At 59.5% G+C, this 20,315-nt stretch carries 16 protein-coding genes; 1 reads left to right on the forward strand and 15 read right to left on the reverse strand.

The features are described from left to right. Positions 1-47: 47 nt before the first annotated feature. Positions 48-1,316, forward strand: a complete 1,269-nt coding sequence (locus tag QZ822_RS00770) for a DUF349 domain-containing protein (RefSeq protein ID WP_294641858.1) — start codon at positions 48-50, stop codon at positions 1,314-1,316. A 375-nt stretch (positions 1,317-1,691) separates the two neighbouring features. Here the strand turns inward: QZ822_RS00770 and QZ822_RS00775 are convergent, their stop codons facing one another. The 15 genes from QZ822_RS00775 to QZ822_RS00845 form a co-directional block, all read right to left on the reverse strand. Then, entirely contained in the window at positions 1,692-2,588 is an 897-nt protein-coding gene (locus QZ822_RS00775; protein ID WP_294641860.1) for a hypothetical protein, read from the reverse strand. A 331-nt stretch (positions 2,589-2,919) separates the two neighbouring features. After that, positions 2,920-5,397, reverse strand: coding sequence for a bifunctional (p)ppGpp synthetase/guanosine-3',5'-bis(diphosphate) 3'-pyrophosphohydrolase (locus QZ822_RS00780; RefSeq protein ID WP_294641862.1), 2,478 nt, complete (start codon positions 5,395-5,397; stop codon positions 2,920-2,922). Between the two features lie 298 nt (positions 5,398-5,695). Then, entirely contained in the window at positions 5,696-6,883 is a 1,188-nt protein-coding gene (secF, locus tag QZ822_RS00785) for a protein translocase subunit SecF (protein ID WP_294641864.1), read from the reverse strand. Positions 6,884-6,885: 2 nt separating this feature from the next. Beyond that, entirely contained in the window at positions 6,886-8,571 is a 1,686-nt protein-coding gene (gene secD, locus QZ822_RS00790) for a protein translocase subunit SecD (RefSeq protein WP_294641866.1), read from the reverse strand. 98 nt (positions 8,572-8,669) lie between these two features. Further along, complete coding sequence (gene yajC / locus QZ822_RS00795) at positions 8,670-9,029, reverse strand: preprotein translocase subunit YajC (RefSeq protein ID WP_294641868.1); 360 nt, start codon at positions 9,027-9,029, stop codon at positions 8,670-8,672. 301 nt (positions 9,030-9,330) lie between these two features. Then, positions 9,331-10,317: a Holliday junction branch migration DNA helicase RuvB gene (ruvB, locus tag QZ822_RS00800; protein WP_294642157.1), complete on the reverse strand. Its 987-nt coding sequence runs from the start codon at positions 10,315-10,317 to the stop codon at positions 9,331-9,333. Between the two features lie 171 nt (positions 10,318-10,488). Beyond that, a complete protein-coding gene (gene ruvA, locus QZ822_RS00805; RefSeq protein ID WP_294641869.1) occupies positions 10,489-11,109 on the reverse strand; it encodes a Holliday junction branch migration protein RuvA in 621 nt (206 codons plus the stop codon). A 230-nt stretch (positions 11,110-11,339) separates the two neighbouring features. Further along, entirely contained in the window at positions 11,340-12,029 is a 690-nt protein-coding gene (ruvC, locus tag QZ822_RS00810; RefSeq protein ID WP_294642159.1) for a crossover junction endodeoxyribonuclease RuvC, read from the reverse strand. Between the two features lie 280 nt (positions 12,030-12,309). After that, complete coding sequence (locus QZ822_RS00815; RefSeq protein WP_070506196.1) at positions 12,310-13,068, reverse strand: YebC/PmpR family DNA-binding transcriptional regulator; 759 nt, start codon at positions 13,066-13,068, stop codon at positions 12,310-12,312. A 132-nt stretch (positions 13,069-13,200) separates the two neighbouring features. Continuing rightward, the gene (locus QZ822_RS00820; RefSeq protein ID WP_049342026.1) at positions 13,201-13,968 is read right to left on the reverse strand and encodes a type 1 glutamine amidotransferase; all 768 of its coding nucleotides are present in this window, start codon (positions 13,966-13,968) and stop codon (positions 13,201-13,203) included. Next, entirely contained in the window at positions 13,968-15,251 is a 1,284-nt protein-coding gene (locus QZ822_RS00825) for a Mur ligase family protein (RefSeq protein ID WP_070543618.1), read from the reverse strand. Before QZ822_RS00825 ends, QZ822_RS00820 begins: the two co-directional genes overlap by 1 nt. Before the next feature lie 154 nt (positions 15,252-15,405). Further along, entirely contained in the window at positions 15,406-16,554 is a 1,149-nt protein-coding gene (locus QZ822_RS00830; RefSeq protein WP_294641872.1) for a hypothetical protein, read from the reverse strand. A 517-nt stretch (positions 16,555-17,071) separates the two neighbouring features. Beyond that, complete coding sequence (locus tag QZ822_RS00835; protein ID WP_294641874.1) at positions 17,072-17,647, reverse strand: HIT domain-containing protein; 576 nt, start codon at positions 17,645-17,647, stop codon at positions 17,072-17,074. Positions 17,648-17,734: 87 nt separating this feature from the next. Continuing rightward, positions 17,735-18,382: an aspartate ammonia-lyase gene (locus QZ822_RS00840; protein ID WP_294641876.1), complete on the reverse strand. Its 648-nt coding sequence runs from the start codon at positions 18,380-18,382 to the stop codon at positions 17,735-17,737. A 469-nt stretch (positions 18,383-18,851) separates the two neighbouring features. Then, complete coding sequence (locus QZ822_RS00845; RefSeq protein WP_294641878.1) at positions 18,852-20,306, reverse strand: potassium channel family protein; 1,455 nt, start codon at positions 20,304-20,306, stop codon at positions 18,852-18,854. Positions 20,307-20,315 lie beyond the last annotated feature (9 nt).

Below are 20,315 nucleotides of genomic sequence, written 5' to 3' on the forward strand. Positions count from 1 at the left end.
GCAAAGGCGCCCCACCCCCAGCACCCCCGAGTGAAAGAGTTATAGCGGTGACTACCAAACCCGACGACACTGTAAACCTCGAAAAGGCACGCCAGTACGGCCGCGTCTCCGAGGACGGCCACGTCTTCGTCATTGTCGACGGCGAAGAATACGCCGTAGGCCAGCTGCCCGGCGCCTCCGAAGAAGAAGCGCTCAGCTACTTCGCCCGCAAGTTTGAAAACGTCGAGGCGCAGGTTGCCCTGCTCGAATCCCGCCTCGCCAACAACGCCCCCGCCGCAGACCTGCAGAAGGGCATCACCTCCATCGGTGCACAGATCGGTGTGCGCAACATGGTCGGTGACTACTCCGGCCTGCAGAAGCGCCTCATCGCACTGGCAGAGCAGATCGCTGAACTCGGCGAAAAGCAGCAGCAGGCACGCACCGAAAACCGTGAACGCGCCCTCGCCGTCCGTGAAGAAATCGTCGCGGAAGCCGAGCAGATTGCCGGCCAGGACCCCGACCAGATCCACTGGAAGAACTCCCACTCCCGTATGAACGAACTGTTCGAAGCGTGGAAGAAGGCACAGCGCGAAATTCACCTGGCAAAGAGCGTAGAGGACGAGCTGTGGAAGCGTTTCCGTGCAGCCCGCACCACCTTCGACCGCAACCGCCGCGCACACTTCTCGCAGCTCGACGACCGCAACGCACGCATCAAGCGCGCCAAGGAAGAGCTGATTGCACGCGCCGAAGAGCTGTCGACCTCCACTGACTGGTCTGAGACTTCCCGCGTATACGGCGACCTGATGCGCGCCTGGAAGCAGGTACCCCGCGGCCACCGTCGCGAAGACGACAAGCTGTGGGCACGCTTCCGCGCGGCACAGGACGTGTTCTTCAACGCCCGCAACGAAGCCGAAGCAGCGCAGGACGCAGTCTACGCCGAAAACCTCAAGGTCAAGGAAGCACTGCTCGAAGAAGCACGCGCACTCCTGCCCGTCGAAGACATTGAGAGCGCAAAGGCAGCCTTCGAGAAGATCCTGGACCGCTGGGATGCGGCAGGCCGCGTACCCCGCAACGACCTGCGCCGCGTCGACGGCGAACTGCGCCGTATTCAGGACGAAATCAACGGCGCCGAAGAGGCAAAGTGGAAGCGCAACGACCCCGCCAAGGCGGCACGCGCGAACTCCCTGCTCGCACAGATCGAGGACTCCCTCGCCGAACTGGAAGCAGAGCTCGCAGCAGCTGAAAAGGGCGGCGACTCCAAGAAGATCGCCAAGGCAAAGGAAGCTCTGGAGGCGCGCCGCGCCTGGGCAGCAACCCTGCAGGGCTTCGGCAACTAGGGTCTAGCCGACGGTCTAAATAACGGTCTAATTAACGCCGAGAAGCCACATGTGTTTCGAAAAGCCACTTCTTTGGTGGCTTCTCGAAACACATGTGGCTTCTGCATGTCTGCGGGGGTTATATTCGCGCCCGCGGTGGCGCAGATTCCACGACCGGTCAACAGATTGCTTGATAGGTTAGCATCTTGGCTACGAGCTAAAACCTCTCCTAAGTCAATACATTATGACTGAAGTTATAACTCATGAACCAATTTTCTACATAGATTGGCGCCTGCATTTATTTCATAGAACCTATAATCACATTTAATCACTACAATCCAAGTGTAGCAAAAGACCTTTTCACTTAATACGGCAGCACACCCCTGAGGTTAAATACTATCTAGTGAGTGCTATTCCATATAAGAAGTTCAGAAAAAGAGCAGTTGCGGTGACGAGTAAGTACATGCAAAAAACTTGAATACTAGATTTGATGATTATCTTTTGAGTATTTTTATGGTTCCCCTCTTCAGCGTCATCTACCATATATTTTACAAAATCGAGATATACCAGATATGAGCTCGCTCCGAGAATGGCACCAACCACCGGAATCGCTGTTGTAAGAACCCCAAAGGGTTCTCCTTGAATCAAGGCAATCGTGAAGCCAATAAACAACCCGATAGTCGTTCCCCTACCAGCATAATCAATAAATTCACGTATTAACGGAGTGAAGTACCCGACCTGCCACCTCGCTTTTATCCAGGAGCACTTCTCTAAGAAGCCCATTCCTTTAATAAGGTGCAGAGCGTCATCAATGCTAATCTCACTGGCATTTTCCCAAACTTCAATTGTAGAATAGAATTCTTTCAGAGATACATAAACCTCCTGGAATGAATCATTTTTGGGAGATAAGTTAGTCATTTTCTTCAGCTGATTCAGTGAATTCATGCATCGATTCCGAGCAGCAGCACTTGAGTTATCTTCAGCTTTTTTAATGAAATACTGAACCTTATCAATAAAGTCATTTTCTAAATCTTTCCTGGGAAACAGATTAAATGGGTGACGTAATTGATAAGCGAAATTCTTAAGTTCCTTCTTTCCAAATCGCTTCCAGTATTCAGTCCTAGTTTCCTTACCTATCCCAAAATAACTCAGAACATTTAAAATGATCTCTCGCCTTGCAGCAGAGTACCAGTAATATCCAGTTGCTTCAAGGACAATATCAAAAATAGTCCAGGCAATTGATAAAACCAGGCAAAGAGCTGTAACTGCTACGACCGTACCAAAACTATACAAAATTATTCCCTTCTTTTGAAATTGTAAGAGTACAAAAAACTGCCAATGCTACTACGTACTCTATAACCAAAGGTACGGGGCACCCCTGACAAGATAAGGGGCTACACCTGCAGAATTTGTGCCATGGTTTAGTGTCTTTGACCATAGTTTTTAACTACGACAGAAGTCACTAACCTATGGTCGAAATCGGCGCCAGGCAGAGGGACCGACCAGCAGAGTAAATCCGTGCCGATACCGCCCCCATAGACAGCGAGAAGCCACATGTGTTTCGAGAAGCCACCAAAGAAGTGGCTTTTCGAAACACATGTGGCTTCTCGGCGTAGAAAAGTATTTACGCCTCCGAGGGCTTCGCGCCGGTCAGGCGGTACGCCTTGTACACGCCCGTCACGTTACGGACCACGTTCAGCACGTGCTCCAGCATGAAGCGGTCACCCAGCTCCAGGGCGAAACGGTCCACCACGGTACGATCCTCCGAAGTGTGAACGCGCGCATCCAGGATGTTCACGCCCGACTCAGAAATCGCGCGAATCAGGTCGCTCAGCAGGCCCTTACGGTCCAGCGCCTCCACCTGAATCTGCACACGGTACGTAGCGGTCGGCGAAGACGCCCACTCAACCGTCGTCACGCGCGGCTCCTCGTCAGCGTTACGCATGTTCGGGCAGTCGCGACGGTGCACCGAAATGCCGTTGTAGCGGGTCACAATGCCGATAATGTCATCCGGCGGGACCGGGGTGCAGCAGCGCGCAATCTTCGTCAGCACACCCTCAGCACCCGGCACAATCACGCCGTTATCGCCAATCGCCTTGCGGGTCGACTTCAGCAGTGTCTCGTCAAAGTCGCTGACCTCAACCTCGGGTGCCGGCTCGTCGCCGCGGTGCACCTCAACGAGGGTGTCAATGACCTGCTTCGGCGCGATCTCGTGCTCACCAATCGCACGGTACAGCGACGCCACATCGTTCTTGTGCAACAGCTGAGCCACCTGAGTCATAATCTCCGGGCTCATCATCTTCTGCAGCGGCAACTCACTGTTACGCATGCTCTTGGTGAGCATCTCGCGGCCGGCGAGCAGCGCCTCCAGGCGGCGTTCCTTCGCGAAGTACTGGCGGATCTTCGTGCGAGCGCGTGAGGAGCGAACGAACTTCAGCCAGTCCTCGCTGGGGCCGGCGTCTTCGTTCTTCGTGGTCATGATCTCCACGGTGGCGCCGGTGGGCAGGACCGTGTGCAGCGGTACCAGGCGACCGTTGACCTTCGCGCCGACGGTGCGGTCGCCGACCTCACTGTGGATGGCGTAGGCGAAGTCCACGGGGGTGGAGCCGTTGGGCAGGGCAATTGCCTCGCCGTTGGGGGTGAGTACGACAATTTCGTCGGTGTCGAGGGTGTCGGCGAGCGACTCGTAGAACTTCTCCGATTCCGGGTTGGAGTTCGAAATCTCGGCGATGGACTGCAGGATGCCGACGTTCATCATTGCCGAGGTCTGGGTGCCCGGTTCCTTCGGGTCCTTTGCGGGCGCGCCGCCACGAGCCGCGACCTTCTCCCCGCGTGACGCCGCCTTGTAGCGCCAGTGCGCCGCCACACCGTACTCGGCCTCTTCGTGCATCTTGTAGGTGCGGATCTGAATCTCAAGCGGCAGGTTACCGGGGCCGTACACAGTCAGGTGCAGCGACTGGTAGTTGTTGTTCTTCGGGTTCTTAATGTAGTCCTTGAAACGGCCGGTCATCGACGGCCACAGGGACAGCACGTGGCCGAGCACGGTGTAGCACTCCGCCTCTTCCTCAACCATGATGCGCACGGCGAGGATGTCGTTAATCTCGTCGAAGCTGCGGCCCTTCGTCTTCATCTTCTGATGAATCGAGTAGTAGTGCTTGGGGCGGCCCGTCACGGTCGCGTCGATGCCCACTTCTTTCAGGCGGTCCGTAATCTTGGTGCGCGCCTCGTTCAGGAACTTTTCGAGCGCGGGGGTGCGTTCGCCGACCATGCGCACCATCTCGGCGTAAATCTCCGGGCTCATGGCGGCGAAGGACAGGTCCTCCAGCTCCCACTTGATCGTGTTCAGGCCCAGGCGGTGCGCGAGCGGCGCGTAAATCTTCAGGGTCTCTTCTGCCTTCTTCGCGGCGGAAGCCTGCGGCACGAAACGCCAGGTGCGGGCGTTGTGCAGGCGGTCGGCAAGCTTGATGAGCAGCACGCGGATGTCCTTGCTCATGGACAGCACGAGCTTGCGGATTGTCTCAATGGAGGCGTTCTCGCCGTAGGTCATCTTGTCCAGCTTGGTCACGCCGTCGACCAGGTAGGCGACCTCCTCACCGAACTCTTCGGTGAGCTGCTCCATCGTGTAGTCGGTGTCTTCCACCGTGTCATGCAGCAGGCCGGCGGCGAGCACGGGACCGGTCGCGCCCATCTCCGCAAGAATCGCGGTCACAGCGACCGGGTGGGTGATGTACGGGTCGCCACTCTTACGCTTCTGACCCTCGTGGCAGCGGTTCGCCACCTCGTAGGCGCGCTGCAGCACCTGAATGTCCTCATCCGGGTGGTAGCGGCGCACCGCACGCACGACCGGCGCAATCATCGGGGAGAAACGGATGGTACCGCCGTGCGAGTCGGAGGCTTCCATCTTGCTGCTGCGGCTACCAAAGACCAGGCGGTTCGGCACACGTCCGCCAGCAGCCATGACGCGGTGCGAGCCGCGTTTCTTCTTTGCGTCAGACGAATCAGTTTCAGGCAGAGGAATCGGGCCAGCGGGCCGAACCGCGGGCTTCTCGGCGGTCCCTGCGGGATTCTCAGCGTTAGCGTTCACGGCAGGTTCTGCACTCATTCCAGGCTCCTTTGGGCTCGAGATAATCAGCCGCACACTCAGGTTCCTCATCATTGAGGGCTATACCGGCCAAACCAGCCATCAGCAGGCTCAAACGCGAGCGCACAGTATCTTCACTTCTTATCCTACCCAGCGGCCTGGAAGGCGCCAAACTATGCGACGTTTTAACACGCCAAAGCGCGTTGTGTGGGAAATATTCGGGCACGCTAAAGGTTCAGGCACGCTAAAGGGGAGCCAACACCTCTCGGTATCGACTCCCCTATCGTTAGCAACGCCAGTAGCGCTAGCGGAACACAGCTTAGCCGTTCAGGTTCACGCGGTGAATCTCAATGGTTGCACGTGCCGGCTTCTTAGCGGGCTTCTCGGTTGCGTTGTCCGCATCGGTCGCCTCGTCGGCAGAATCCGCAGACTTCTCAGCCTTCTCAGACTTAGAGGATTCAGCGGACTCCTCCGAAGAGTCACCCTCAGCCTCGTCAGCATCCTCAGCGTCCTTGAAGCTGCCGCTCTCCACCTTCGCGGTGTGCTCACGAATCTGAGCCTCACCCAAACGCAGCGAAGCATACAGCGGCGCAGACACGAACAGCGTACCGAACATGCCCACCAGAATACCCACGAACAGCGACAGGGACAGGTCCTGCAGAGTACCCGCACCCAGGATGAACGCACCAATAAACAGGATCGCGCCCACCGGCAGAACACCCACAATAGCGGTGTTAATCGAACGGACCAGGGTCTGGTTCACCGCCAGGTTAATCTGCTCGGCAAAGGTCGTGTCGCGGCGTTCCAGCACATCCTCGGTGTTCTCACGGATCTTATCGAACACCACCACCGAGTCGTACAGCGAGTAGCTCAGAATCGTCAAGAAACCAATAATTGCACTCGGAGTGATCTCGAAGCCGAACGCGGCGTACAGGCCAACCGTCACCACCACGGTGAAGAACAGGCCCGCAATAGACGCCAACGACATCTTCCAGGTGCGGAAGTAGAACGCCATACCAATCAGCGCAAGCACCACAAACGCGATCAGACCCCAGAACGCCTGACGGGTCACATCCGCACCCCAGGTCGGGCCCACAAACGAGGAGGTCACGTCATTCTCAGAGACGCCGTACGCCTCCTGCAGGGCCGCCTTCACCTGCAGAGTCTCATCATCGCTAAGCTTGCTCATCTGGGCACGAATCGTACCCGGCGCAATATTGGTCACGCGAACATCCGAAGCGTCCTTCGCCTTCTCGTGAATAATGCGCTCACCTGTAGCAGTATCAACGTGCGCGGTCTTCGAGACCACGAACTCCGAACCGCCACGGAAATCAATACCCAGGTTGAAGCCGCCACCAACAGCCGGAATCAGAACCGAAACCGCCATCAGCACAGCTGCAAGCAGCAGCCACAGGCGGCGCTTACCCACGAAGGGGTACGAGCGGGCACCCGAATGCAGGTCATTACCGAAGCGGGCAAAAGCATTAGGTTTCACATCGGTAGCCATGCTTAGCTCTCCTTCTTCTCATCAGAAGCAGACTCGTCAGCGGCAGCACGCTCTGCACGGCGACGCTCAGCAATGCTCAGCTGCTTCTCCTCCGGGCTGCGGAGGCGACCGGCACCACGGTACAGCGGCGTAGCGCCCAGCGACTCAGGCGACAAGCCCGAGTGGCGGTGACCCTCACCGAAGTAGCGGGTATTCGCCAGCAGAGTCAGCATCGGGTGGGTGAACAGGTACACGACCACAAGGTCAGCAATCGCAGTCAAACCAAGGGTGAACGCGAAGCCCTTCACCGAACCAACCGACACCACATACAGCACCACAGCGGCCAGCAGGTTCACAGCCTTCGACGCCAAAATAGTGCGGGATGCACGCTGCCAACCGTGGTTCACCGCCGACGGGATCGTGCGGCCCGCACGGATCTCATCACGGATACGCTCAAAGTAGACGATGAACGAGTCAGCCGTAGCACCAATCGCCACAATCAGACCCGCCACACCAGCCAGGGACAGGCGGTAGTTCAACGCCCAACCCAGCAGCGCAATCGCCTCATACGAAATAATGCCAGCCACAACCAGCGACATCATCGTGACAAAGCCCAGCAGACGGTACTGGAACAGCGAGTACACGAACACCAGCAGCAGACCAATCAGGCCAGTCAGAAGACCCACACGCAGCTGCTCCGAACCCAGGGTCGCAGAAATCTGCTGCTCCGACTGGATCGTGAAGCTAATCGGCAGGGCACCGTACTTGAGCTGGTCGGCGAGAGCCTTCGCCTCCTGCTCGGTGAAGTTACCGGTAATCTGCGGCTTACCGTCAGAAATCACAGCCTGCGACACCGGGGAAGACAGCACCTTGCCGTCCAGCAGAATCGCGAAGCGGGCACGCGCATCAGTTGCGTTCTGTGCACGAATCGCGTTCAGGCGAGACGTAATGTTCTGGAACTTCTCACGAGCAGCATCGTTGAACTGAATGTTCACAGCCCAACGGCCCGTAGTCACGCCCTGACCGGTCGTCTCCTGCGAGTGGCTTGCGGTAGAAATATCGCTACCGCTCAGCTCCACAGGACCCAGAATGTACTTCTCCCGACCGTCAGTGGAACACGCCACCATCGGCTTAGTCGGGTCCGCACTATCGGCGTCCTCATTACGTGCCGCGGTGCAGTCCTTCGCCTCATACTGCTTGTACAGGTCCGCAGTAATCCAGTTACGGTCAGAGCCGTCAGTCGGCTCCGCAGAGGGCTTGGGCAGCTTATCGTCCGCAGTGCGGGCATCCTCAGCCACCGCAGTACCGGCACCAGACAGCAGCACCGGGCGGAACGTCATATTTGCAGACGCCTGAATCAGCTGACGAGTCTCAGCGCTAATCGTTCCGGGAACCGAAACAACCACGTTATTACCCGAGCCGAAGGAGGTGGTAACCTCCGCCTCCGAAACGCCGGCACCATCAACGCGCTGACGAATAATCTCAACCGCCTGGTTCAACTGCTCCTGGGTGACGTTCCCATCCGAAGAGCCATTGACCTTCGGAGAAAGAATCATCTGAGTACCACCCGAAAGGTCCAGGGCGAGCTTCGGTGCCCAAGAACCTCCCGAGTAGGTGCTGCCAAAAATACCGGCAGCCATAACAACCATGAGCAGGACCATCGAGAGGAGCGCCCCTCGCGCGGCTGCAAGCGGTGAACGCTTAGCCATAATGTTCCTTCTTCGTATGAATAGTATTGAGTGTTCTACAGATTCCGTAACGCGAAAACCCGACGCCGCTCATGGGCGCCGGGCTCATACGCTCTGAATTACTTGGCAGTATCAGAAGAGGTATCGGAAGCGGGAGCTTCGGATGCGGTAGCCTCGTACACGTCCTCGGTCAGGGGCGCTGCGGGGGCTTCATCCTCAACAAGGTTCAGAATCGCGTTCATGGACGCAGTAATCACAACGCCCTCTGCGATCTGAAGCTGCAGCTTGTTGCTCTCAAGGTCAGTGCTGACAACGGTGCCATAGACGCCGGAAGCAGTCATCACCTGATCACCAGGGACGAGCGCACGTCGCATTGCCTGCAGCTCCTCCATCTGCTTACGCTGACGCTTCTGCGCAGAGAACATCATCCATGCCAGCAGCGCCATCATGGCAATCATAATCAGGAGGTTAAAATCCATGGTCTCACTTTCACATCCGCACCCGTGCCGCTCACCGCGAGGGTTGAGCGTACCAGAAGGTGTGGAATCGTAGATACAGTACGTATCCATCCTACGCGAGAGCTTGAGCTTTAGTGACCCGAACCAGCATTTTTGTGAGGTTAACCTGAGTTTTGGACTCTCTCGGCGTAATTTTCTGTCCCCAATGAAGCCCGGCAGCGCCTACAGAGAAGCCCGCGGGAGGCCGATACCTCCCACGGGCTACTACTGTGTCATCACCTGCTGTGTTATCAGCTGGTACGGGTCTAGAGCTGAATCGGGCCTAGAGTTGAATTTCGGGTGCTTCCAAGCCGAGGTGCTCCCACGCCGCGGGCAGAGCCACACGACCGCGCGGAGTGCGACCAATCAGGCCCTCACGCACCAGGTACGGCTCGGCAACCGTCTCCACGGTCTCCGTCTCTTCACCCACCGCAATGGCGAGGGTAGACAGACCCACCGGGCCGCCGCCGAACTTGTGAATCAGCGCCTCCAGCACGGCGCGGTCCAGGCGGTCCAGGCCGCGCGAATCCACCTCGTACATATCCAGCGCGGTTGCGGCATCGGTCGCATTGATGCGATCCACACCGTTCACCAGCGCCCAGTCACGCACACGGCGCAGCAGACGGTTCGCAATACGCGGCGTACCGCGGGAACGACCGGCAATCTCGGTGAAGCCCTCGGAGGTAATCTTCATGTCCATCAGGCCCGCGCTACGGCGAAGCACCAGCTCAAGCTCCTCCACCGAGTAGAACTCCAGGTGACCGGTAAATCCGAAGCGGTCACGCAGAGGGCCGGGCAACAGACCCGCACGGGTCGTCGCACCGACCAGGGTGAACTGCGGCAGCTCCAACGGAATGGAGGTCGCACCCGCGCCCTTACCGACCACAATGTCCACACGGAAATCTTCCATCGCCATGTAGAGCATTTCCTCAGCCGGGCGGCTCATACGGTGAATCTCATCCAGGAACAACACCTCACCGGGAGTCAGCGAAGACAGAATCGCCGCCAAATCACCCGAATGCTGAATCGCCGGGCCGGAGGTGATGCGCAGCGGCGCCTCCATCTCTGCCGCAATAATCATTGCGAGAGTGGTCTTACCCAGACCGGGAGGGCCCGACAGCAGCACATGGTCGGCACTACGGCCACGCATCTTCGAAGCCTCCAGCACCAGGGACAGCTGCTGACGCACACGGCGCTGACCCACAAAGTCATCCAGGGACTTAGGGCGCAGTGCCGCCTCAATCATCTTCTCTTCAGGCTCTTCTTCCATCGCCACCAGGCGCTGGGCGGGAGCTGAAGACGCCTGAGTGCCGGGCACCTGACCGGGAAAATACCCGCCGGAAACCAGGGACGCCGCGGGCTGCGGCTCATAGGGATTCTGGCTCATAGAATTCTTCTTTCACAAAAGTTTGAGTGGGATACATCGAACAGGGCGCGCCGCTTAGTGGCGGCCCACCGTGTTCTGAGTACCCAAGGAGGCGAGCACACCGCGCAGAGCCACACCCACCGGCTCAGTCTCTGCGGCAGGGTTGTGCTGCACGTAAGCGTCAATAGCGGCGGAAGCGTCCTTCTCGCTCCAGCCCAGAGAGGTGAGAGCGTCAAGCACCTGCGGCTTCCAGACAATGCCCTGGCTCAGCGGCAGCTCATCGGTCTGACCATCGCTGAGAATCAGCTTGCCGGCCAGCTCCAGCACAATACGGCGGGCACCCTTCGGGCCAATACCGGGAACCTTCGTGAACGCCTTATCATCACCAGTCGCCACGGCGCGCTCCACCTCAGAAGCGGTGTGAACGCTCAACACCGCCAGCGCAATACGCGGACCAATACCGGAAACCGAAAGCATCATATCGAACACTTCACGCTCGGCAGGCTCCGAAAAACCGTACAGAGTCATCGACTCTTCACGCACAATCATGGTGGTCAGCACGGTAGCTTCCTCACCGGTGCGCAGCTTGGAGAGAGTACGCGCGGTAGCGTACACAAGCATGCCGAAACCGTTCACGTTAATCACCGCATGATCAAGGCCCACCTGAGCCACACGACCGGTCAGGGATGCAATCATTTCTCTCCACCTTTCAACACCGCGCCCCGAATCGGACTCGCGGCAGTGTGAGGGCACCGGGAACTCCGGCACCCACAGAACGCACTCCCCCAGTTCAACGGGGAGACACTACAAGTATATTAGAATATTTCTTCTGAAATCAAGCATATATTCGAACTTCTTAGCGAATACACGCGAGCGCGCAGAAGGCGGCACACAGGCCCACGAAGGCACCTCTAGCGGCGGCATCTCTAGCGGCGAGCGCGTGCCTCCGCGTCCATCCAGGCACGCTGCGCCGGAGTCAACGACCCACCACGGCGAGCCTTTGCCGGGCGTGAACCCTGGTGAGTCTGCGTCTGAGCGGACATATTAATGCCCGAACCGATACCGCCGCCACGCCAGCCGTGACAGATCGCAATCGCCAGGGCATCGGCAGCATCGGCGGGCTTCGGCATGGATTCCAGCCCCAAAATGCGGGTCACCATGCGACCCACGGACGCCTTATCGGCCCGGCCGCTACCGGTCACCGCCGCCTTCACCTCCGAGGGGGTATGGAAGAACACCGGCACGCTGCGCATCGCCGCAGCAGAAATCACCGCGCCCGAAGCGTGCGCCGTACCAATCACCGTGTTCACCTGCTCCTGCGCGAAGATACGCTCAATTGCCAGGGCATCCGGCTTGTAGGTATCCAGCCAGTGGGAGGCGGCGTTGAAAATCCAGAGAATACGCTGGTCCAGGGACTCTGCCGGGATCGTGCCGGCAACACCCACGTTCACGAAGTGCGCCTTACGGTCGGCGGTCATATCGAGCATGGAGAAGCCGCAGCGGGTCAGACCCGGGTCAACACCCATGATGCGGGTTGCACCCGGCACACGCTCCACGGCGGCGGCGGTACGGTTCTCACGCATGCTATCGCGTGCGGCAGGTTGAGCGGCGGCCATCATCTCCCCTTTCGACAAACTCCCTATAGAATCTCTAGATTCTAGCCCTTCAGAATCCTAGCACCCGGCACCGGGGCGTGCCACGAGCACGGTCGCTACAAGAGCAGTCACCACACGCACGGTCACCGCGTGAACAGTCACCGCGCGTCCCGCGAAAAGTACCCAGCGCCTTCCCAAAATGCAGCCAAGACGCTAAGAAGCCACTCCCCCAACCGGCCACCCTACGGCGGCTCGGTTAAAGGAGCGGCTTCTTCAAGCATCAGATATCAGAATCCGAGGATTACTCAGCTTCCAGCTCTGCCATAACCTCGTCAGAGACGTTAGCGTTCGAGTAGACGTTCTGAACGTCGTCGAGCTCTTCAATAGCGTCTGCCAGCTTCATGAACTTCTTAGCACCCTCAGCGTCCAGGTCAACCTGCATGGTCGGGCGGAAGACCGGGTCGTCGTTGTTGTACTCCAGGCCAGCCTCGTCCAGTGCCTTACGGATCTCGGGCAGGTCGGTCGCTGCGGAAACAACGGTGAAGATATCGCCCTCGTCCAGAACCTCTTCAGCGCCTGCATCCAGAACAGCCATCAGAACGTCGTCCTCGGTCAGGCCGTCAGTCTTGGTGACCTCAGCAACGCCCTTACGCTCGAACAAGAACGCAACCGAACCCTGGTCAGCCATGGTGCCGCCGTTACGGGTCACAGCCAGGCGAACCTCAGACGCTGCACGGTTACGGTTATCGGTCAGACACTCAATGTACAGAGCGGTACCCTGCGGGCCGCGTGCTTCGTACATGATTTCGGTGTAGTCAATGGTCTCACCGGTCAGGCCAGCGCCACGCTTGATTGCGCGGTCAATGTTGTCGTTAGGAACGGAGTTCTTCTTCGCCTTCGACACAGCCAGGTCAAGAGCGGGGTTACCAGCAATATCAGCGCCGCCCATACGTGCTGCAACTTCAATTGCCTTAATGAACTTCGCGAAAGCCTTCGCGCGCTTAGCGTCGATAGCAGCCTTCTTGTGCTTAGTAGTCGCCCATTTAGAGTGACCGGACATTCGTATCTCCCTTAGTCAAAACCTCCGTGCGGGCACGGCGAAACGTCCCACGCACCGTACTGTACTCACATAACTATACCGTAGCGGAGGCGCACACCACCTCAGAAAGTGCACGCCACCGCCAGGAATAGGCTAGCGGGGGCGAGACGCGGCCGAAGCGCGCGCCTTCTCCACCAGCGAGTCGTCAATCGTGTTCGGCGTGAACTCGCCAAACTTACGCTGAGCCGCCTGCTCAATCAGGTAATCCGAAATCTTCGGGTTCTTCGGCAGCAGCGAACCGTGCAGGTAGGTGCCAATCACGTTGTGCACGCGCGCACCCTCATACGCATCAGTCACGTTGTTGCCCTCACCCTTGGTGACGGTAGCCAGCGGGGTGCAGCCGGAACCCAGGTAAGTCAGGCCCGAGTGGTTCTCAAAACCAATCACAGTGCCAAACTCCTCAGACTCCTCAACAATGTTGCCGATCAGGCGGTCATCGCCGCCGACCGTGTGCGCATCAAAAATGCCGATACCCTTCAGCACCTCACCCTCACGGGTGCGGAATTCCTTGCCGAACAGCTGGTACAGGCCACAAATGACGAGCATCGGCACGCCAGCCTCAGCCAGCGAGCGCAGCGTGTCACCATTAGCGTGCAGGTCGTCCTGAATCACGGACTGACCCGAGTCCTGACCGCCGCCACCCAGAATAATGTCAACATCTTCCGGGAAAGGCTGACCGGGGTTGTGGTCCAGAATCTGCACGTCAAAGCCGTGCGCCTGCGCGCGACGAGCCAACGCCAGGGTGTTGCCCCAGTCGCCGTAAATGTTCATGTCGAGCGGGTACAGCTGCAGAATACGCAGAGTCTTACCGTTATTGGGGCCGGAGGCGGGGGTGCCCTCAAAAGTGTGAGTTGCCGTCATTAGGAGACCCTCTCAACGTCAGTGATCTTTGCGAGCTCTTCACGCAGAGCCAGCATTGCGGTGTAGGTGCAGAAAATACGCATGGGCGCGTTACCGCTGGAGGCAATGAAGCCCTTGAGCGCGTCGGCGAGGTTCTCGTTGACCTCGTCAACCTTCACGCCGTCATGCTCCAGGCGCAGCGCCATATCCCAGGCACGCACACCCGAAACCATCTGCACGCCGGTCTTCTTCAAGCTGTCGAAGTCAACATCCCACAGCCAGGACACGTCACGGCCGTCAGCGTACTGGTCGTTAATCGTGATCATGGTGGCGTAGTCGTCAGCGTTCGCGCTCGCCAGGGACAGGCGGAAACCGCTCGGGTTCTTCACCAGCAGCAGCTGCAGCGGGCGGCCGTTCACGTTCAGGGTCTCACCGCGACCGAAGGCGGGGGTGATCTTCGCCAGCTCCGCGATGAGCTTATCTTCGTTGAGCTTCTCGCCCATGACGGCGCGGGTCAGCGCCATAGCGCCAGCCGCGTTGAAGATGTTGTAAATGCCGTAGAGGTTGATTTCGCCGACTCGCTCCACACCCGCCAGGTCGAAGGTTGCGGAGGTGCCGGAGAACGCGGTCAGGGTGACGTCAGCCTCGGGCAGGGTCGCCTTCGCGACGGTGCCGCCGCGCATCTCATCATCCGAGGGGAAGTACGAGCGCAGGGACTCATCCAGACCGTAGTACTTGACGGTCACGCCAGGCTGCACGTTCTCAGCGAGGGAGCGGATGCGCGGGTCCTCACGGTTGAGCACCACGGTACCGGTCGTTGCGGAGGCGACGGTCGCCAGCATGCGGCGGGTCGTGTCAATCTCACCGAAGCGGTCTAGCTGGTCACGCAGAACGTTCAGCAGCAGTGCGTAGTCGGGCTTGACGGCCTTGACGAAGTGCACGGCGTGCGCCTCGTCCAGCTCAAGCACAGCGATATCAGCGTCAAGCTTGCCGCCGAGGGTCATCTCGCCCAGCAGTGCCGCGGCAACACCGCGCACAAAGTTCGAACCGGTGCGGTTAGTGAAAACCTTCAGACCCTGAGCTTCAAGCAGCTGCACAGCCATCTTCGTGGTGGTGGTCTTACCGTTCGTACCGGAGACAACAACCACGCCGTAGGGCAGCTTCGCGAGCTCTTCAGCGACGAAGTCGGGGTGCAATTTTTCCATGACAAGGCCGGGGAAGGCGGAGCCGCCGCCGCGAAGCTTAGTCGCGGCGCGTACGCCCTGGCCGAGAAGACGAATGAGGGGTTTGGACATGCTTACCATTTTAGTACACGCACGCCAGCGGCTGAATGGTCCGCCGGGCTCGTTCGCTCATGCCGGACGGGGCGGGGTTACTGGGGTTTTTGTACGGGGGTGCTGGGGTTTTGGTTCAGGGGGTTTGGTGCAGGGCTCCGGCTAGGGCGAAGCGCCGGGGGTATTAGAACAGAGAACCCTGTACCCTCACCCGCGTGAACTCCTGCGCCGGCTCCACCAGCACATTCCGCCACGCGGCAGTATTCACCAGGAACGCCGCGTCAGCATCGCCGGTGTGGGCGCTCAAAAACTGACCCGCCGCACCCGTGCAGAAGAAACCAGCCACCCCGCTCTCCAAACCGGATTCACACGGCGCCAGCGGTTCGGGCGATTGCGCGCGCAGAGCCGCGTATGGGCGGTTCATGGCGAGCGACGGAATCCACGGCTCATCCAGGGCGGTGAGCGGCACCTCCGGGTCGGTGCGCGCCAGTTCGGCGAGCGCTTCGCGGGCGCGGGCGACCGCCTCCTGATGTGCAACACGAAGCTGCGCGCCGGGCAGCGGGTTCGTCCAGGCGCGGTACTTGCTCGCCACCTGCTTGACCTGCGGAATCTTCGCGAGGGCGGTCACAGCGTCTTCGGCGCGGCGAATGGCAAGGCCGTCGGGTGCGAGCGCAATGTAGGTGGCGGTGGCGACCGCCTGCTCATCCAGGCGGCGCGGGGTCGAATGCAGGGAGCTCGTACCAACCTTGTGCGTGCCGTCCGGGAAGGTCGCGATGTAGAGGCGGTGCTCCAGCATTGCGTAGGCGCGCATGGATTCGGTGAGCGTTCCGGGGTACAGGTGCGCGCTGTGCAGGGCGGTAAATTCGTCGCGGGCGGTGCAGCGCGGGCACTGCTGGCCACGCTGGATGCGGGTGCCTTCGGGGCAGGGTACGCGGCGGATTCCCGCGGATTCGGGGGCGGCGTCATTGCTCATGCCGGTGGTGTATCCGGCGCAGTAGCGGTAGAGTTCCCCCTCGCTATCGCGCGGAATACGCAACCCCAGGTAGGCGCCGGGGGTCAACGGAATCTGGATGCGAACCCCGCTCGGAACGCCAGGCTGCGCGGGGCTGCTTCCCTGGATAGGGACGCTCTCCCCCGCCGCTTGAGATGCCCGGTTATGAGCTCCTTCAGCACCCCCGCCGGGCACGACCGGTTCCACCTCAATGAGCGGGCGGCGGTTGGACCAGCGGATCTGCCTCCAGATGAGCAGCTGCGGCGCGCCTGCAGAATCACCAGCGGCGGGCGCAGCAGCAAACTCATCGAAAGCAGTCTCAAGCAGGTTGGGGTAGTCCATAGCATTCCACTCTAGCGGGTCTGGCGGGTTCTTTCTCGCGGGTTCTTTCTCGCGGGGTGCGGTGCATCCGGGTATCGAACCATTGGCGGCGCATCTAAGCGTTCGATACAGGCGCACATCCTCGGAAAGCAAAAGAGGCCAGCGTCCTTCACGCTGATCCGCACCCCCGCAGTGTTGCCGTGCGTTCACGCACGGCGGGGTGGGTTCTCAGCTGAGGCGCTGACCTCTGTGGTTGAGGCAGGGCGCTTACCCTGCCAAGCCCGAAAGCGATCGGTGACCGCTATTTTTCGGTGAGCTATGCGGTGTTCATGGAAGCCGGAAGCTTCCCCGCAGCGTCGCTGCATTTAAAACTTTGCCATATCCAATGGACATAACATCATTCAAATACGCATCGACTGCCTAATCTGCGCATTTATGACGCAGAATTTCTATGCACTAGCTGGCAAATTGAAGCAATTAGTGCAAAATTTCAAAATCACCAAGCCACCCAGACTATCTGACGGATGATCCACGCCATCTAGCTGAGGCGAGCAAACCCCTCCGCAATAGCCACACGCATATCGTCCAGCGTGCGGGACATGGTCTTGGTGTGAGCGATAATCGGCAGGAAATTTGTATCCCCACTCCAGCGCGGCAAAATGTGCTGATGCAGGTGATCAGCAATGCCCGCGCCGCCAACCTTGCCCTGGTTGATACCGATGTTGAAGCCGTCATTATGCGACACCTCGCGCAGAACCTTCATGGCGAGCTGCGTCAGCTGCGCAATCTCAATGGTTTCCGCCTCGGTCGCATCATCGTAGAACGGGATGTGGCGGTACGGGCAGACCAGCAGGTGCCCGGGGTTGTACGGATAGAGGTTGAGAATCACGAAGGCATGCTCGCCGCGGTGCACAATCAGCGACTCCTCGTCACTGCGGCTGGGCGCGGTGCAGAAGGGGCAGGTCTTCTCGGTATAGTCCTTCTGGCCGCCACTCACGTAGGCGGTGCGGTGAGGGGTCCACAGGCGCTGGAACTGGTCCGGTGCGCCGGGCAGCTCGAAGGAATCCTGCACCGAGGCTGCGGTGCCATGCTCGGGGGTCGTGTTCTCGCTCATAGTCCCATTCTATAGCCCGCACGCGGCAACGGGAACGCCCCGTCCGTCATGCGTGTCAGATATGAGATAACTCCCCCGGCAGCGCGCTTAGCTGTGCTGCTTTTCCAGGCGAATGATGCGGGTGGCACCCTCAAAGGTCATGGGGAAGCTCAGCACGCCGTCCTCCATGACGAATTCCTTAGTTTCCTTATCGGAGGCGTACGGCGCGTGGCTCAGCTTCGCATGGTCCACGTGCGAAATGTAGCTGAAGTTGCCGGTCTTCGCCTCGAAAGTGCCCGCCCAGAAGGGGGTTGCCAGCTCTTCGTGGTTCAGGTGGTAGGTGACCTCGATAATGCCGTCGTGAATGACGGCGTCCATGTAGTTCTCAAGGTTGGTGGAGTCCTGCTGAACCCAGGTGCCGTCCATGATTTTCTGCGAGCGCGCAACGGCTGCCGAGGAAGGCATGGGCGCCGCGGTGTATGCGGCAGGCTCCTGGTTGCTCGTGTTGTCCGGCGCGGGGGTCTCAGTGGGCTGAGTCGCGGTCGGGTGAATCGACGGGTCATCCGAGGCATTAACCGCCGCCTTAATTCCGGTGCTGTCATCGCCGGGGGCGGGAACGGCACTAGGCTCGACGGTTTCAAAAGCTGCGGGGTCAACAACCGCACTTGCGGAGGCGTTATTCGGTGCGGGTGCGCACGCGGTGAGGGAGAGCGCGCCGAGTAGAGCGAGCGCGCCCAGAGTGGACTTAGGTACCACGAACGTGTCCTAACAGAGTTATGTGTTTGAGTGAGTTTGTGAGTTGAGTGGTGCCTCCCCGTGAGTGAGGTGGGGATACGACGACACCCCGTAGCGCATTGAGGCTACAGGGCGTTCGATAACCGGCACGGTAGATAGTTTATAGGCTCTGGCTAGGAGTTTCACCAGTGGCGGCCATTTTTAAAAGATAGTTTGGTCACATTAGACCTTAAGGCGGGGCATTTTTCACCGGCGCAACCCTCAATTTGCACTCCGCACAGGCTAATTTTGCCTCGACAAGGCAAAATATACCGCTCAGTGGCGAGTGCGGGGCTTGATTCCACCTTCACGTGGGCTCGGCACCCAAACCCACCGCCACAGCGGGCGGGCGGTGTGGGTTTGAGTGCCGAGCCTCAACCGAACTGCTATATCTGCGCTGCTGTCTGCGCTGCCGCCCGGCCACTATTCGCGGGCTACTATTCGCAGGCTCCTACTGCTTGCGGGAACGCAACGAGAACTTCTCACGAATAATCGTGAACGTCTGGCGGGTCTCCTCCAGCAGGGCGACCGGCTCCTGCTCGCGCACAGCGACCTCATGAGAGGTCGAAGGCTCACCGGGCTCCTCAGCAGGTGCGGCGTTTGGAGCATCTGCAGAAGCACCCGGTGCGGCAAAACCGGCAGCAGTAAAACCAGCGGAGTTGAAACCAGTACGGCGTGCCGCCTCCGCCTCCGAAGGAACCGGGTGCACACCGTCTTCATCCACGACCTCGCGCAACGTGTAGTCGTGGGCTTCACGGCGCGCATACTCACGAGCTAGCAGGGCGCGCAGCTCAGAAATCTCCTGGCGAAGGTCGTCCACGTCAGCCTTGGTGGCGGGGTGCTCCTGCTCCTCCACTCCCCCGATTTTCTCGATAATCCAGCTCGCGAGCGCACCGGTAGCAACCGCGACCAAGCCCACGCCGTACAGCATGACGATCACGGCGATGACCCTGCCGATGCCGGTGACCGGGTAAACGTCGCCGTAGCCGACCGTGGCGAGGGTCGTGAACGTCCACCAGTAGGCGGTGGGCAGGTCGCGAATCATCGCGCCCGGTTCGGAGGACTCCACCGAATAGATCGACAGGGCAAACATGATGATAAAGATCGCGGTGTAGCCGAAGAGCTTCATCCCCAGTTCGGAGAGCCTCTTGTACTGGCGGTTGGCGGTCAGGTGAATCATGGCGAGGAAGCTGACAATACGCCACGCGGGCAGCAACACAATCGCCAGGTTCATCAGGTTATGCGTGATGAAGTAGAGTCGCCGTGGCGCCAGGTACAGGCGAATGCAGTAGTCGGCGGCGAATAGGCCCCACAGAATCATCTGAATGATGTTGAGGTACCCGTCATACGGTTCCTGGATGCGCGTGCTCATGATGGGTGCGGCGAACGCGAGCAGGTACAGCACGGACGCCACGAACATGGGCGTTGAGGAGCGTTCCTCCCATGCCGCCAGGTTCTTCTCGCCGCGGTACTTGCTGAGCGTGCGGAAGAGGCGGGTTCGCGGAGTGCGACGCGGCGGGTCCGTGACGGTGCGGGTGACCGTGCGAATGGTCGTGGTGTGCGTTTCAGGCTCGCCCGTGTCAATGATTTCGGGGGTGCCATCAGGGTTACCCTGAGTACCCTTCTGGTCGCCCTGCTTGCCGCGCAGGTGATGCGTGGTGCGGGTGATGCGGCGTTCCTCGCGGTGCGTGCCGTCCGGTGCGTCAGTGGTGGCGTATTCTTCGACGACTTCTTCGTAGTCGTCGTCGGGGTCCAGGTCAGTGGAGTAGACGGCGTGGGCGCTGTCCAGGCGGGCGCTATCAATCTGCACGGCGTCTACGGGCAGGGCGGTAGGCTCTGCCGGACTCGCTGCAGCGGGGCTAGCTGCAGCGGGGGCGGTTTCAGATGCGGTAGTTTCAGGGCGCACAGACGCACC

The sequence above is a fragment of the uncultured Rothia sp. genome (assembly GCF_916715725.1).
GTDB lineage: Bacteria > Actinomycetota > Actinomycetes > Actinomycetales > Micrococcaceae > Rothia.